Below are 14,269 nucleotides of genomic sequence, written 5' to 3'. Positions count from 1 at the left end.
GCGCCGGTGGCGGTCCCGTTAGGGTCGAGGGGTGATCAGCAGTGATGAGGGTGTCCGGCTGCGCGCCGGTGATGTCGAGGTGGGGATCGCCCCGGAGCACGGCTGCCGGGTGACGAACCTGGTCATCGGGGGGACGGAGGTACTCCGCCAGGGCGAGCGGTACGGCTCGTTCCCCATGGTGCCCTGGTGCGGCCGGGTGGACCGGGGCCGGTTCCGTAACGGAGCCGTACAGCACCGGCTTCCGCTCAACGCCGATCCCCACGCCATCCACGGCACCGGCCGCGACACGGCCTGGCGGACCCGGCGGGCCGACGACACGGGCGCCGTGTTCACGTACGAGCTGGCCGACCCGTGGCCGTACCCGGGTCTCGTCACCCAGGTCTTCGAGCTGACGGAGTCGTCGCTGACCACGACCATCGCCGTCGAGGCGCACGAGGACTCGTTCCCCGCGCAGGCGGGCTGGCATCCGTGGTTCCTGCGCCGGATCGGCGGGGTCGACGCGGAGCTCTCCTTCGCCCCCGCCTGGCAGGAGGAACGCGGCGCGGACCATCTGCCGACGGGCCGCCGGATCGACCCCGGGCCGGGCCCGTGGGACGACTGCTTCGGGATGCCCGACGGGGTGGACGCCACCCTCACCTGGCCCGGTGTGCTGGAGCTGAAGGTCACCAGCCGGGCCGAGTGGGTCGTGGTCTACGACGAGCAGCCGGAGGCGATCTGTGTGGAGCCGCAGTCCGGCCCGCCGAACGGGCTGAACACCCTGCCCCGGCTGGTCACCCCGATCGATCCGCTGGAGACCGCTACGACCTGGTCGTGGCGCCGTCCGTGAGAAGGGCCCAGGCGGGCGTTTCAGACCGTTTCTTTCGGATCAGTCCGGATCGGTGAGCGGGGTCTGGTGCGTGCGATCGCGCGGCGGGGGAGGGAGTCCACGCGGAGCGTCGACGACTGACGGCAGCGCGGCGAGTGCGCGTGCCAGGGCACGCGCGCCCGGCGAGATCCGGAAGAGACGGCCTAAGCTCGGGGCATGACTGACGTACGCGCTGACCTGCTCCAGCAGATCAAGGACAAGGCCGTGGTGCACGGCAAGGTGACCCTCTCCTCGGGCATCGAGGCCGACTACTACGTGGATCTGCGGCGGATCACGCTCGACGGTGCCGCCGCCCCCCTGGTCGGGCGGGTCATGTCGGATCTCACCGCCGGCCTCGACTTCGACTGCGTCGGCGGGCTGACTCTGGGCGCCGACCCGGTGGCGGCCTCGATCCTGCACGCCGCGGCGGCCGACGGGCGCCGGGTGGACGCCTTCGTGGTCCGTAAGGCCGCCAAGGCGCACGGGATGCAGCGCCGGGTGGAGGGCCCCGACATCAAGGGCCGCCGCTGCCTGGTCGTGGAGGACACGTCGACGACCGGCGGGTCCCCGCTGACGGCGGTCGAGGCCGTGCGCGAGGCCGGGGGCGAGGTCGTCGCGGTGGCGACGATCGTGGACCGGGCGACGGGCGCGGGCGAGAAGATCAGCACGACGGCCGGGGTGCCGTATCTGTACGCGTACTCCCTCGACGAGTTGGGCCTGGACTGAGCCGTACCCCTGGGCTGAGCCGTACGGGGTCGGCGCACCGGCCGCCCCGGGGCCCGGGGCGGCGGTCGTTTCGGGCCGGTTCCGGATCGGCGGCGCACCGGGGTCGTACCGGGTTTTTCGCCCCCCGTTCCGGCCGGGCCTCGGGCTGCTCCGGGGCCCCGCCGCGGGGCGTCGCCGTGATCCGGACAGCCGTGTGACCTGCCCGGGGGACAGCTCGTACGTATGCCCGCAGACCGGGCGGCGGCCCTCTTCCGGAGTCTGCGAAGATAGGGGCCGACGATGACGTCGCCCCAAGGTCAGGGCCCGCACATACGCAGAACCGCAGACATCCAAGGAGCGGACAGATGCCCATCGCAACCCCCGAGGTCTACAACGAGATGCTCGACCGGGCGAAGGCAGGCAAGTTCGCCTACCCGGCGATCAACGTGACCTCCTCCCAGACTCTCCACGCGGCCCTGCGCGGCTTCGCGGAGGCCGAGAGCGACGGCATCGTCCAGATCTCCACCGGCGGTGCCGAGTTCCTGGGCGGCCAGCACAACAAGGACATGGTCACGGGCGCGGTCGCGCTCGCCGAGTTCGCGCACATCGTCGCCGCCAAGTACGACGTGAACATCGCGCTGCACACGGACCACTGCCCGAAGGACAAGCTGGACACGTACGTCCGCCCGCTGATCGCGGTCTCCGCCGAGCGTGTCGCGGCCGGCCGGAACCCCCTCTTCCAGTCGCATATGTGGGACGGCTCCGCCGAGAACCTGGCCGACAACCTGGCCATCGCCGCCGAGCTGCTGCCGCAGGCCGTCGCCGCCAAGATCATCCTCGAGGTCGAGATCACCCCGACCGGCGGCGAGGAGGACGGCGTCACCCACGAGATCAACGACGAGCTGTACACGACGGTCGAGGACGCGCTGCGCACCGCCGAGGCGCTCGGCCTGGGCGAGCAGGGCCGCTACCTGCTGGCCGCCTCCTTCGGCAATGTCCACGGCGTCTACAAGCCGGGCAATGTCGTGCTCCGGCCCGAGCTGCTGAAGGACCTCCAGCAGGGCGTGGGCGAGAAGTACGGCAAGACGTCGCCGTTCGACTTCGTCTTCCACGGCGGCTCGGGCTCCACCGTCGAGGAGATCGCCACCGCGCTCGACAACGGTGTGGTGAAGATGAACCTCGACACGGACACGCAGTACGCGTTCACCCGGCCCGTCGCGGCGCACATGTTCAAGAACTACGACGGTGTGCTGAAGGTCGACGGCGAGGTCGGCGACAAGAAGACGTACGACCCGCGGACCTGGGGCAAGCTGGCCGAGGCGGGCATGGCCCAGCGCGTGGCCGAGGCGTGCGCGGCGCTGCGTTCGACGGGTACGCGGATCAAGTAACCCGCACCGGCCGGACCGGCACTGCCCGGACCGGCACCCGGCCGGACCCGCACCGGCCGACAGCGGATTTCGCGGCGGTTTCCGCGGCGGTTTTGTACGGGAAGGCCCGGCGCTCCTTCGGGGGTGCCGGGCCTTCCCGTGTGCCGAGCTGTTCGGGATACCGACTGTCGTCCCTGGTCAGGGGCTTGGGCAGGGGTCTGGCGGGGCTGGTGCGCGGGTTATCCACAGGGGTCGCGGGGGTCGCGGGGCGCTGGGATGATCCGGATATGGACGCGGAAGCGGGGGACGAGAAGGGCCTGGCCGCGGGCCGGGACGGCCCGGGAGGGCCTGCGCCGGGCGGTGCCGGTGATGCCGCCGGGGGCGGGGTCCGGTTGTCGACGGCCGCGGGGCGGTGGGTCGTCCTGACGACGGTCCTCGGCTCCAGCATGGCCCTGCTGGACTCGACCGTGGTCAATGTCGCCCTGCCCCATATCGGTGACGACCTGGACACGGACCTGGCCGACCTCCAGTGGACCGTCAACGCCTACATGCTGACCCTGGCCGGGCTGATCCTGCTCGGCGGCGCGCTCGGCGACCGTTACGGGCGGCGGAAGGTCTTCGTCGTCGGAGTGGTCTGGTTCGCCCTGGGGTCGCTGCTCTGCGGTATCGCGCCCGACGCCGGGTTCCTGATCGCGGCCCGCGCCCTTCAGGGCATAGGCGGCGCGCTGCTCACACCGGGCTCGCTGGCGATCATCCAGGCGAGCTTCCATCCGGACGACCGGGCCCGGGCGGTGGGCCTCTGGTCGGGCTTCGGCGGTGTGGGCGCGGCGATCGGGCCGTTCGTCGGCGGCTGGCTGGTCGACGGGCCCGGCTGGCGGTGGATCTTCCTGATCAATGTGCCGCTCGCCGCGATCTGTGTGCCCGTCGCCCTGAGATACGTCCCCGAGACCCGTGACCCCGCGGCGCGTACCGGGCGCTTCGACGTACTGGGCGCGGTGCTGGGCGCGGGGGCGCTGGCCCTGGTGACCTATGCGCTGATCGCCGCCGAGTGGTGGCCGGGGGTGCTCGGGGTGCTGGTCGCGGTGGTGTTCATCCTGGTGGAGCGGCGGACGAGGAACCCGATGCTGCCCTTGACGATCTTCCGCTCGCGGATGTTCACCGTGGTCAATGCGGTGACGCTCTGTGTGTACGCGGCATTCGGAGGCTTCTTCTTCCTGGCCGCGCTCCAGCTCCAGGTCGTCTCCGGCTACTCGGCGCTGGGCGCCGGGTTGGCGCTGCTGCCGACGACCCTGCTGATGCTGCTGTTCTCGGCGGCCTCGGGTGAGCTGGCGGAGCGGACGGGGCCACGGCTGCCGCTGACGGTGGGGCCGCTGCTCTGCGCGGCCGGGATGCTGCTGATGCTCCGGGTGGGTCCGGACGCCTCCTATGCGGTGGATGTGCTTCCGGGGCTGATCGTTCTGGGGGTGGGGATGGTGGCCCTGGTCGCCCCGCTGACGGCGACGGTGCTCTCGTCGGTGCCGACCTCCCGGGCGGGGATAGCCAGCGGGGTCAACAACGCGGCGGCCCGGGCGGCGGGCCTGGTGGCGGTGGCGGCGCTGCCGCTGCTGGTCGGGATGGGTCCGGAGGCGTACCGCTCGGCGACGCAGTTCGACACGGCCTTCGACCGGGCGATGCCGATCTGTGCGGGGGTGCTGGTGGTGGGTGCTCTGGTGGCGGCGGTCTGGATCCGCCGTCCGAAGGCGCCGTGCGCCCATCCGGAGTGCCGGGTCAACTGTGGGGTGGGGGCGCCCCCGCTGGAGACCGGCGGCACCCGCGAGGCGAGACGGGCCGAACCGGAAGGAGGGGGGTGAGGGGCGGGTCCGGGGCCGGGTTGTCGGTGGGCCGGGCGGGTCGTGTCCGGTCGGTGAGGCGAGGGGAGTCCTGCGGATTCGGTACGGCGCCGGGCCCGGAGCGCCAGTACGGCACCGGCCGCCGCCACCACGCCCACCGGTCCGGGTGAGGTGAGACGGGGTCAGGGCCGGGGCGGGGTGCCGGTGTTCGTGCCGGTGCTGGTGGCGCCGCCGGTGGCTGTGGCTACGGCTGTCGCGTCGAGGAGATAGCGCTCGGCGAGCGGATGCGGATTCCGGGCGGGGATCGCCAGGCGTACGGCGACCCTGGGGGCGTTCTTCAGCCGTAGCGGGCGCAGATTGGGGTGGCGCAGACGGCGGATGACGGGCTCGGTGGCGATACCCACGCCGTGGCCCGCCGCGACGGACTCCAGCCATTCGTCGACGTTGTCGGCGTGGCAGGCGAGTTCGGGGCGGTGGCCGGAGGGCCAGAGTCCGGGGTGGGTGGTGCCGGTGACGGTGTCGACGACCAGGGGGAGGTGGGCGAGTTCGGTCCACTCCACGACGCGGCGGCCGGTGAGCCGGGTACCGTCCCGGGCGACGACGGCCATCCGGGGTTCGTGCAGCAGGACCCGGCTCCGTACCGGCGCTTCGGGCGGGATCTCACCGCGGACCACCGCGATGTCGCAGGCCCCGGCGTCGAGTCCGGCCAGTGGGGTGTCCTTGCGGACCAGCCGGACCCCGGCGCCGGTGGCCCGCTCGAAGGCGGCGGTCAGTCCGGCGCAGACGGCCGGGAGCTGGGCGGTGAAGCCCAGCCGGAGCAGGGCGCCGTCCGCCGTGCCGCGCAGCGCCGAGTCCAGGCCGCCGAGGAGCGGGGTCAGCTCGTCCCGCAACCGGCGTCCGGCGTCGGTCAGTTCGACGGACCGGGTGGTCCGGGCGAGCAGCCGGGCGCCGAGGGACTCCTCCAGGGCGCGCACGGTCCGGGTGAGGGCGGGCTGGCCGATGCCGAGCCGGGCCGCGGCGTGGGTGAAGTTCAGCTCGTCGGCGACGGCGAGGAAGCCGCGCAGATGCCGGAGTTCGACGGTGGACAGATCCATGCCTCCCAAGCATAAACACGCCGTCCGGGGCATTTCCCCGGTGGACCGGAGCCCGCCTACGTTTCCGGTCGGCCGGTCGCCGTGGAGCGGCCGTTCGGACAGGTCTTCCGGCACCAAGGGGAGTGAACAGGGCCGTGCGCAGAATCTGGTTGTTGATCCTGGGAGCGTTCACGCTGGGGCTCGACGCGTATGTGATGGCCGGTCTGCTGCCGGTCGTGGCGGACGACCTCGATACGACGGTGTCGATGGCCGGGCAGATGGTCACCGCGTACACCCTGGCGTACGCGGTGAGCGCGCCGCTGGTGGCGGGCCTGCTGTCGGGGACGCGGCCCGGGGTGCTGCTGGTCGTCGCGCTCGCCGTGTTCACCCTCGGGAACGCGGTCACGGCGGTCAGTACCTCGGTCGCCGTACTGCTCGGCTCCCGGGTGATCGCCGGGGCCGGGGCGGGGGTCTTCTCGGCACTGGCCACCGCCGGGGCGTCGGCGCTCGCCCCCGAGGGGCGGCAGGGCCGGGCGCTCGCCCTGGTGATGGGCGGGATGAGCGCCGGGACGGTACTCGGCGTGCCGGTCGGGGTGCTGGTCGCGGAAGAGGCGGGCTGGCGGGCCACGATGTGGCTGGTCACCGGGCTCGGGGTGGTCGCCCTGGCGGGCCTGTGCGTCCGGCTGCCGCGGATCCCGGCGAGTCCCGGGGTGCCGATACGGGCCAGGTTCGGCGCGCTCACCGACCGGCGGGTGGCGCCGGTCGTCGGTGTCTCCTTCCTGGCCGCCGTCGCCAGCCTCGGGCTCTACACCTACCTCGCGCCGGTGCTGGGCGCGGCGGGTGTCGACGCGGGCGGGACCGCCCCGTATCTGTGGGCGTGGGGTATCGGCGGCGTCCTGGGCAGTGTCGTGGCCGGACCGCTGCTGGACCGTACGGGCCGGGCGGCGGCGCTGGTCACCGCCGTACTGGTGGTGCTGGTACTCGCCGAGGGCGCGCTGCCGCCGCTCGGCGCGGCGGCCTTCCCCGCCCTCGTGCTGTGGGGTGCGGCGGGCTGGGCCCTGCAAGTGCCCCAGCAACAGCGGCTGCTGGCGCTGCGGGGCGGCGACGGGGACGCGACGGTCGCCCTCGCGCTGAACAACTCCGCGCTCTATCTCGGCAGTGCGATCGGCTCGGGCCTGGGCGGTCTGGCGCTCGCGGGCGGTCTGCCCGCCGAGCGGCTGCCGTGGCTGGCGGCGGGGGTCGCCGTGCTCGGTCTGGGCCTGCATCTGGCGGCGGGCCGCCGGGCTCCCCGTGGCGGCGCGCCGGGCCGGGGGCCGGAAGGTGCGCCGGGCCGGGAGCCGGAAGGTGCGCCGGAACGGGTGTCGGGCCGGGAGCCGGAGGGGTCGCGTTGACCACGGGTGATGATGCGTCAGGGGCGGGCCGTGGTCGCGGTGGTGGGGATCGGCGGGATCTCGGCGTGCCGGATCCGGTAGCCGCCCTCCGTCACCCGGGAGAAGGGGGCGGGTGCCTGGCAGGTGCCCGTACCGCCCACCTGGCCGTCGGCGTCGGTACCGCCGTCGACATTGACGACGCCCCAGCTGAAGCCGAGCCGCGCCGGGGCGCCGCGCTCGCCCTGCTGGAAGCTGATGCCGACGCGCTTGCCGACCCGTTCGACGTTGGTCTCGCGGATGATCGCGGTGACGGTCGCCGTCTTCCCGCCCGTCGACACGCAGTCGATATCGGCGACCGCCCAGCCGGTTTCGCCGGTGTCGGGGTTGTAGTGGCTGTAGCGGAGCGTGCCCTCGCCGTCCGTCGGCATTCCGGTGGGCAGTCCGGGCAGCGGCTTGCCGTACGGCACGGCCACGGCGTCCACCTCGAAGCGGATGGTGTCCTTCGGCCGGAGCGTGAAGTGGATCCGCCCCTTGCCCTTCACGCTCGCGGCGGGGCCCTTGCGGGAGGTGCCCTGAGTGTTGGAGACAGAAGCGACCGGGGTGACCGGAGCGGCGGTTGCGGTGGCGGCGGGGTTCGCGGCGCGGTCGGCGCGGTCGGCGGCTGTGCCGGAGCCGTCGGCGGCCGTGGAGGCGCTGACCGTCCCCGTGAGAAGGGCGGCGGTGGCACAGGCGAGGGCGACGGTACGGGTGGAGGTGAGGTGCTTCCGCATTGATGACTCCCGTTGCTGGAGGGGCGGTTGTTCGATGTGAGAAGCCTCGCCCCTGACCGGTGTCCGGGCCCATCCGCCGATCGGCAGAGAGCCGGGGCCGGGTGGACCGGGGCGACTGTGCCGTTCGGGGGAGGCGGGCGGGCTCGTAGGCTGAGCCCCACCGACGGGGGACGGAGGGGAACGATGACGGGTGCCGACGGGCCCTGGAACGCACTGGTCGTGGCGCCGGCCGTCGGCTGTGTGAGCACGATCGGCTGGGCCGCGGCCCGGCCGGCGGCGGCCCGGCTGAGGGCCGACCGGGGCTCCGGCGGAACCGGTGGGGAAGGTCGCGGGCTCGCGGCCGTTCGGTCCGGAATCGCTCCCGCGACCGCCGGGTGCGCGCTGCTCTCCCTGGCCGCGACGTTCGCCGTTCCGGCGGCTTCCGGGGAAGAGGCCCGGTCCGCGTGGAGCCTGGCCGAGGCCGGGCTGCTGCTGGTGCTGATCGCGGCCGTGGTCCGGCTCGCGCCGCGCCGCCGGGCCGGGTACGCAGTCCCGCTCGCCGCCCTCGCGGTCTGTCTCTGGCCGGTGCCGTCCCTGACCGACGGTTCCTGGGCGGAGGTCGTCGCCGTGATGGTGTTCTGGCTGCTGCCGGTGGGCGGGGCCCTCGCGGTCGGCGGCTATCCGCGCCGGGCGGCGGCCCGGCGCCGCGCCGCGGTCGACACGGCCCGCCGGGAGCAGCGGCTGCGGCTCTCCCGCGATCTGCACGACTTCGTGGCCCACGACATCAGCGGGATCGTGGTGCAGGCGCAGGCCGCGCGGTTCGTCGCCGAGTCCGACCCGGGGGCGGCGCTGCTCGCCCTGGAACGGATCGAACGGGCCGGGCTGAACGCGCTGGCGTCCATGGACCGTACGGTCGCGATGCTCCGCGACCGGTCCGCCGACGGTACGGGCGGCTCCGCCGACACCCCGCCGCCCGGCCCGGAACTGCTGCCCCGGCTGGTCGCCGACTTCGGCACGGCCGGGGCCGGGGGGTCCGGGGCCTCGGGCGGCTCCGGACGGCCCGGTGCGATGGAAGCCGTACTGGACGCCGACGAGGACGCGCTGGCCGCACTGGACCGGGAGGCGGGAGCGGCGGCGTACCGGATCGTCGTGGAGGCGCTGACCAACGTCCGGCGGCACGCGCCGGACGCGACCCGGGTGACGGTACGGGTCCACCGCGCCCCGGCCGGGGTCGCGGTCTCCGTCACCGACGACGGTACGGGCGGCGGCCCCACGCGCTTCCGGCTGCCGCGCAGGTCCCGGGACGCGGGCGGACTCGGCCTGCCCGCCCTCACCGAACACGTCACGGCGCTCGGCGGCACGCTCACGGCGGGCCGGGCGCCCGGGACGGCGGCGGGGGGACCGGGCGCGGGCTGGTGTCTGACCGCCGTTTTCCCGGCCGACGCCGACGCCGACGCCGACGCCGACGCCGTTGTCGTTGTCGTTGCCGAGGATTCCGCCCCCGCCGCCGGATCACCGCCCGCCGGCCTCCCGGCCCCGTACGCCCAGCCCTGAAAGGCCCGCCATGACGACCAGTGCCGCCACCGGACCGGCCGCCGACCGGACCGGCCCCACCCGGATCCTGCTCGCGGACGACCAGGACGACGTACGCAGCGGATTCCGGCTGATCCTCGGCTCCCAGCCGGACATGACGGTGGTCGGCGAGGCCGCCGACGGCCTCACCGCCGTCGCCCTGGCCCGGGAACTCCGTCCCGACCTGGTCGTCGCCGACATCCGGATGCCCGGCCTCGACGGCCTGGAGGTCACCCGCCGCCTCGCGGGCCCCGACGTCCCCGATCCCGTACGGGTCCTGATCGTCACCACCTTCGACCACGACGACCAGGTACGTTCGGCGCTGCGCGACGGCGCGTGCGGCTTCCTGCTGAAGAGGTCGGGCCCGGGGCTGCTGATCGAGGGGGTACGGGCGGCGATGTCGGGCGACGTCCTGATCAGCCCCCAACTGACGGCCGGCCTCCTCCGGCCCCCGGCCGCGTCCGCGCCGTCGCTACCCGCCCGGGAGGACTCCCCGCTGACGGCCCGCGAGGCGGAGATCGTCCGGCTGGTCGCGGACGGTCTGACCAACGCGGAGATCGGTTCGGCGCTCTTCATCACCCCCGGCACGGTGAAGACGCACGTCGCGAACATCCAGGCCAAATTGGCAGTCCGCAACCGGGTAGGCATCGCGGCCTGGCACTTCGACCGGGGCTAGGGCGTGCCTTGTGGATCTTGCCGGGCCCGACTTCCGAGGCGGGGCGTGTCGGCGTCGGGCGACTGGGTAGGCGGGCAGCCTGAGTCCTTCCGAGGGGAAGGACCGCGCACGACCTTGTGGTCCGGTGTCGTCGCCTCCCGGCGACCGCGACGCCGCCGCATACCCGGAAGGAGACCCGCGTGATCATCGCAATTATCGGTGTCTGTGCCGCTCTGGCCGTCCTGGGCTTCCTCGTCCCCCGCCTCTCCCGCCACCCGGAACGCGGCACCCAGCGCACCCTCGGGGCCGGATCCCGCCTGGGCGGCAAGGCCCCGGGAATCCTCGGCCGCCTGCTCAGCAAGCCGTTCCGCAGCAGCTCCCGGGCCGTGGGGCGGAGCGGATCCGCCGGGCGGCGGGCCCGCCGCCGCCTGCCCTTCTGACGACCGCACACCACCCGGGCCGGGGGACGGTGACCGCGTACGCGCGCACCGGACTCCGCTCGCACATCCGGTCCGGCGCGTGCGAAGCCCTGACGTACGGCGCCTACTGCCGGGCGATCCCGGCCGGGTCGAGCTTCATCGGGAACGGCCCGTCGATCGTGGTGACGGTGCCCGGGAGCGCGATGACCCGCTCGGCGTACCTGCCGTTGTCCAGCTCCGAGACGATCAGACGCGGAGCGGGGTCGAACTCCAGCCGCCAGTAGTGCGGAATGGCGGCCTCGGCGTAGAGCAGTGGTTCGACCTTGCGGTCCATGGTCTTGTTGCCGGGCGAGACGAGTTCGACCACGAGCTGTACGGCTTCGGCGTCGATACTCACCGCGTCCTCGGCCGTCGCGCCCGCGTCGGCCACGACGATGTCCGGGACCGCCAGCCCGGAGGGCAGGGTGACGTTGATCGCCTCCAGGACCTCGACCGGCGCACTCGCCGCCTGCGCGGCGGCCTCGAGCGCCACATGGAGCCGGAAGCTCGCACGCTGATGGCGCAGCCCCGGCGCCGGGGACGTCACGAGGGATTCCCCCAGCAGCTCGTAGCGCACGGAACGGTCCTCGGGCAGGGCCAGGACATCCGCGACGGTCCAGGGACCATGGTGCTCCATAGAGCTGGCAACGCTCACTCCTCCGCCTCCTGATGGCCGGCACGTCCAAGTGTGCCGGGGTCGGCCGAGCGATGTCTTGAAGAGTCCGGTAGAGCGGGCGGGCAGCCCTTGGTCCGCGCCCCCGCCCCGTGCCCGGGGTCGCCGCGGGGGTGGGGGAGACTGGGCGTATGGCCATTCATGAGAATCTCCTCGGGGGTCCGCCCCCCACCCTGCTGCCCGACGAGGCCGGGCCCCGTGAGGCGCTCGCCGCCGGGACCGCGCCCGTGGACGTCGCCGCTCAGTACCCGACCTCGTCGCTGGCCTGGGCGCTGCTCGCGGACGACGCCTTCGAGGCCGGGCGGGTCGTGGAGTCGTACGCGTACGCCCGGACCGGGTACCACCGGGGGCTCGACGCCCTGCGCCGCAGCGGCTGGAAGGGACACGGGCCCGTGCCGTGGGAGCACGAGCCGAACCGGGGCTTCCTGCGCGCCCTGCACGCCCTCGCCCGGGCCGCGGGCGCCATCGGCGAGAAGGCGGAGTACGAGCGCTGCTCGCAGTTCCTGCGGGACTCGTCGCCGCTCGCCGCGGACACGCTGGGCTGAGGCCGAGACGGTTCGTCTCGTTCGGGGCGCCGGGTTTGAGGTCCGGTGCCCCGTGCGGTTCCGCCTGGTTCCGCGCGGAGATATCTGGAGGGGACACGGGTCCGCGTCTAGGATGCGCTCGGGGACCGGAGCTCCCACCACCAACAGGAAGGGGCGGACCGCTACCCGGACACATCGAGGAGACGCGATGTCCCAGTCCGCTGCGCACGACTCCCCGGCGCGTGAAGCCACCGCGCCCACCGCACCCGCCGATGGTGCCGTCGAGGACGCGCCGACCGTCGACTTCGCGGGGACCACCCCGTACGAGGACTACGTCCAGGCCGATGTCCTCACCCATTTGCAGCATCCCCTCTCCGACGACCCCGGCGAGATGGTCTTCCTCGTCACCACCCAGGTCATGGAGTTGTGGTTCACCGTCGTCGTCCACGAGTGGGAGACCGCGACCGCCGCGCTCCGCCGTGACGACGTGCCCGTCGCCATAGCCGCCCTCAAGCGTTCGGTACGCGAGCTGGAGGCGCTCAACGCGTCCTGGCGGCCCCTCGGACAGCTCACCCCCGCGCAGTTCAACTCCTACCGGGGCGCCCTCGGCGAGGGTTCGGGCTTCCAGTCCGCGATGTACCGGCGGATGGAGTTCCTGCTCGGCGAGAAGTCCGCGTCGATGCTGGTCCCGCACCGGGGCGCGCCCCGGGTCCACGCCGAGCTGGAGAAGGCGCTGGCCGAGCCCAGCCTCTACGACGAGGTGCTGGCGCTGCTGGCCCGGCGCGGCAAGGCGGTCCCGGCCGAGGTGCTCGACCGCGATCCGGACCGCCGGTACGAGTCGCACGAGGCCGTCGAACGGGTCTGGTCGGAGATCTACCGCGAGCCGGACCGGGACGAGGAGCTGGTACGGCTCGGGGAGGCGCTGACGGATGTCGCCGAACTGGTCTGGCGCTGGCGCAACGACCATCTCGTGGCGACCCGGCGCGCGATGGGCGCCAAGACGGGGACGGGCGGCTCCGCCGGGGTGGCCTGGCTGGAGAAGCGGGCCCGCCGCAATGTCTTCCCCGAGCTGTGGACGGCGCGCAGCCATGTCTGAGCCCCGTACGACCTCCGTCGCCCCGGCTGTCCCGGATGTCCCGCAGCCCAGCGCCGAGCCCGTCGTACCCGCCGCTTCCGTACGCGACGCGCTGCGGGACCGGGCCGCCCGGCTCGACGGCGCCGACCCGCTCCGGTTCGCCCGGGACCGCTTCGCCCTCCCCGACGGCGTCGTCTATCTTGACGGCAACTCCCTCGGCGCGCTCGCCGCCCACGTCCCCGCCCGGCTCGCCGATGTCATCGGCCGCCAGTGGGGCGAACTGGGCATCCGGTCCTGGACCGAGAGCGGCTGGTGGCAGGCGCCCGAGCGGATCGGCGACCGGATCGCGCCCCTCGTCGGGGCCGCGCCGGGTCAGCTCGTGGTCGGCGATTCGACCAGCGTCAACGTCTTCAAGGCCGTGGTCGGCGCGGCCCGGCTGGCGGGCGACGGGCGTACGGACGTCCTGGTGGACGCCACCACGTTCCCCACGGACGGCTATATCGCCGCGTCGGCGGCCCGGCTGACCGGGCACCGGATCGTCCCGGTCGACCCCGCCGACCCGGCCGCCGTCGGCCGGGCGCTGGGCCCGCGGACCGCGGCCGTACTCCTCAACCATGTCGACTACCGCTCCGGCCGCCGCCACGACCTGCCCGGCCTGACGGCCGCCGTCCACGAGGCGGGCGCCCTCGCCGTCTGGGACCTCTGCCACAGCGCCGGGGCCCTGCCGGTGGACCTCGACGCCCACGGCGTGGACCTGGCCGTGGGGTGTACGTACAAATATCTGAACGGCGGCCCCGGCGCCCCCGCGTTCCTCTATGTCGCCGCCCGCCACCAGGCCGCCTTCGACTCGCCGCTGCCGGGGTGGAACGGGCACGCGGAGCCGTTCGCGATGACACCGGGGTACGAGCCCGCGGCCGGGATCGGGCGCGGCCGGGTCGGGACGCCCGACATCCTCTCCCTACTGGCGCTCGACGCGGCGCTGGACGTCTGGGACGGGGTCGGGATCGATGCCGTACGGGCCAAGAGCCTGGCCCTGACCGACTTCTTCCTGGAGTGCGCGGCGGCGTACGCGGGCCTCGCCGGAACCGGTCCCGAGGGTGGTGACGCCCGGCTGCGGTCTCTGACGCCGGAGCGGCACGAGGAGCGCGGCAGCCAGATCGCGCTCTCCTGCCCCGGGACGGCACCCGCCGTGATGGACCGGCTGATCGCCCGTGGCGTGGTCGGGGATCTGCGCGGCCCGGACGTCCTGCGGTTCGGGTTCACCCCGCTGTATACGGGCTTCGCGGATGCGGAGCGCGCGGCGGGCGTACTCGCGGAGGTACTGGCGGAAGTGGCGGCGGAGCCGGTGGCGGCCGAGTAGGACGGTGGCGGCGGC

The 14,269-nt window shown here is 73.8% G+C and carries 14 protein-coding genes; 11 read left to right on the top strand and 3 right to left on the bottom strand.

Going from position 1 to position 14,269, the window contains the following annotated elements; genetic code table 11:
* Nucleotides 1-34: 34 nt before the first annotated feature.
* The 4 genes from ABZ714_RS18000 to ABZ714_RS17985 all read left to right on the top strand — a co-directional run bounded on the left by ABZ714_RS18000 (nucleotide 35) and on the right by ABZ714_RS17985 (nucleotide 4,766).
* Nucleotides 35-826 carry an aldose 1-epimerase gene (locus ABZ714_RS18000; RefSeq protein ID WP_358826232.1) on the top strand — a complete coding sequence of 264 codons (792 nt, stop codon included), beginning with the start codon at nucleotides 35-37 and terminating at the stop codon, nucleotides 824-826.
* Between the two features lie 195 nt (nucleotides 827-1,021).
* The gene (gene pyrE / locus ABZ714_RS17995; protein WP_358826205.1) at nucleotides 1,022-1,570 is read left to right on the top strand and encodes an orotate phosphoribosyltransferase; all 549 of its coding nucleotides are present in this window, start codon (nucleotides 1,022-1,024) and stop codon (nucleotides 1,568-1,570) included.
* A 344-nt stretch (nucleotides 1,571-1,914) separates the two neighbouring features.
* A complete protein-coding gene (gene fbaA / locus ABZ714_RS17990) occupies nucleotides 1,915-2,937 on the top strand; it encodes a class II fructose-bisphosphate aldolase (RefSeq protein ID WP_358826204.1) in 1,023 nt (340 codons plus the stop codon).
* A gap of 266 nt (nucleotides 2,938-3,203) precedes the next feature.
* Nucleotides 3,204-4,766 carry an MFS transporter gene (locus ABZ714_RS17985; protein ID WP_358826203.1) on the top strand — a complete coding sequence of 521 codons (1,563 nt, stop codon included), beginning with the start codon at nucleotides 3,204-3,206 and terminating at the stop codon, nucleotides 4,764-4,766.
* Nucleotides 4,767-4,927: 161 nt separating this feature from the next.
* Here the strand turns inward: ABZ714_RS17985 and ABZ714_RS17980 are convergent, their stop codons facing one another.
* The gene (locus tag ABZ714_RS17980; protein ID WP_358826202.1) at nucleotides 4,928-5,839 is read right to left on the bottom strand and encodes a LysR family transcriptional regulator; all 912 of its coding nucleotides are present in this window, start codon (nucleotides 5,837-5,839) and stop codon (nucleotides 4,928-4,930) included.
* 134 nt (nucleotides 5,840-5,973) lie between these two features.
* Between ABZ714_RS17980 and ABZ714_RS17975 the strand changes: the two genes are divergently transcribed.
* On the top strand, nucleotides 5,974-7,209 hold the full coding sequence (locus ABZ714_RS17975; protein WP_358826201.1) for an MFS transporter: 1,236 nt from the start codon (nucleotides 5,974-5,976) through the stop codon (nucleotides 7,207-7,209).
* Nucleotides 7,210-7,226: 17 nt separating this feature from the next.
* On the opposite strand, the gene ABZ714_RS17970 is transcribed toward ABZ714_RS17975, so the two are convergent.
* The gene (locus tag ABZ714_RS17970; protein WP_358826200.1) at nucleotides 7,227-7,958 is read right to left on the bottom strand and encodes a hypothetical protein; all 732 of its coding nucleotides are present in this window, start codon (nucleotides 7,956-7,958) and stop codon (nucleotides 7,227-7,229) included.
* Nucleotides 7,959-8,141: 183 nt separating this feature from the next.
* On the opposite strand from ABZ714_RS17970, the gene ABZ714_RS17965 reads away from it, so the two are divergent.
* The 3 genes from ABZ714_RS17965 (at nucleotide 8,142) to ABZ714_RS17955 (ending at nucleotide 10,604) form a co-directional block, all read left to right on the top strand.
* Nucleotides 8,142-9,491, top strand: a complete 1,350-nt coding sequence (locus ABZ714_RS17965) for a histidine kinase (RefSeq protein WP_358826199.1) — start codon at nucleotides 8,142-8,144, stop codon at nucleotides 9,489-9,491.
* Nucleotides 9,492-9,501: 10 nt separating this feature from the next.
* The gene (locus tag ABZ714_RS17960) at nucleotides 9,502-10,185 is read left to right on the top strand and encodes a response regulator transcription factor (RefSeq protein WP_358826198.1); all 684 of its coding nucleotides are present in this window, start codon (nucleotides 9,502-9,504) and stop codon (nucleotides 10,183-10,185) included.
* A 179-nt stretch (nucleotides 10,186-10,364) separates the two neighbouring features.
* A complete protein-coding gene (locus ABZ714_RS17955; protein ID WP_358826197.1) occupies nucleotides 10,365-10,604 on the top strand; it encodes a DUF6411 family protein in 240 nt (79 codons plus the stop codon).
* 103 nt (nucleotides 10,605-10,707) lie between these two features.
* Here the strand turns inward: ABZ714_RS17955 and ABZ714_RS17950 are convergent, their stop codons facing one another.
* Nucleotides 10,708-11,259 carry a Uma2 family endonuclease gene (locus ABZ714_RS17950; RefSeq protein ID WP_358826231.1) on the bottom strand — a complete coding sequence of 184 codons (552 nt, stop codon included), beginning with the start codon at nucleotides 11,257-11,259 and terminating at the stop codon, nucleotides 10,708-10,710.
* Between the two features lie 167 nt (nucleotides 11,260-11,426).
* On the opposite strand from ABZ714_RS17950, the gene ABZ714_RS17945 reads away from it, so the two are divergent.
* The 3 genes from ABZ714_RS17945 to kynU all read left to right on the top strand — a co-directional run bounded on the left by ABZ714_RS17945 (nucleotide 11,427) and on the right by kynU (nucleotide 14,254).
* Nucleotides 11,427-11,840 carry a DUF3151 domain-containing protein gene (locus tag ABZ714_RS17945; RefSeq protein WP_358826196.1) on the top strand — a complete coding sequence of 138 codons (414 nt, stop codon included), beginning with the start codon at nucleotides 11,427-11,429 and terminating at the stop codon, nucleotides 11,838-11,840.
* Between the two features lie 187 nt (nucleotides 11,841-12,027).
* Nucleotides 12,028-12,915, top strand: a complete 888-nt coding sequence (locus tag ABZ714_RS17940; protein ID WP_358826195.1) for a tryptophan 2,3-dioxygenase family protein — start codon at nucleotides 12,028-12,030, stop codon at nucleotides 12,913-12,915.
* Complete coding sequence (kynU, locus tag ABZ714_RS17935; protein WP_358826194.1) at nucleotides 12,908-14,254, top strand: kynureninase; 1,347 nt, start codon at nucleotides 12,908-12,910, stop codon at nucleotides 14,252-14,254. The genes ABZ714_RS17940 and kynU overlap by 8 nt, the downstream gene beginning before the upstream one ends.
* The last annotated feature ends 15 nt before the right edge of the window (nucleotides 14,255-14,269 follow it).

This window comes from Streptomyces sp. NPDC006798 (assembly GCF_040635975.1).
GTDB lineage: Bacteria > Actinomycetota > Actinomycetes > Streptomycetales > Streptomycetaceae > Streptomyces.
Note: the sequence above shows the minus strand (reverse complement) of the source record. Positions and strands in the feature narration are given on the sequence as shown.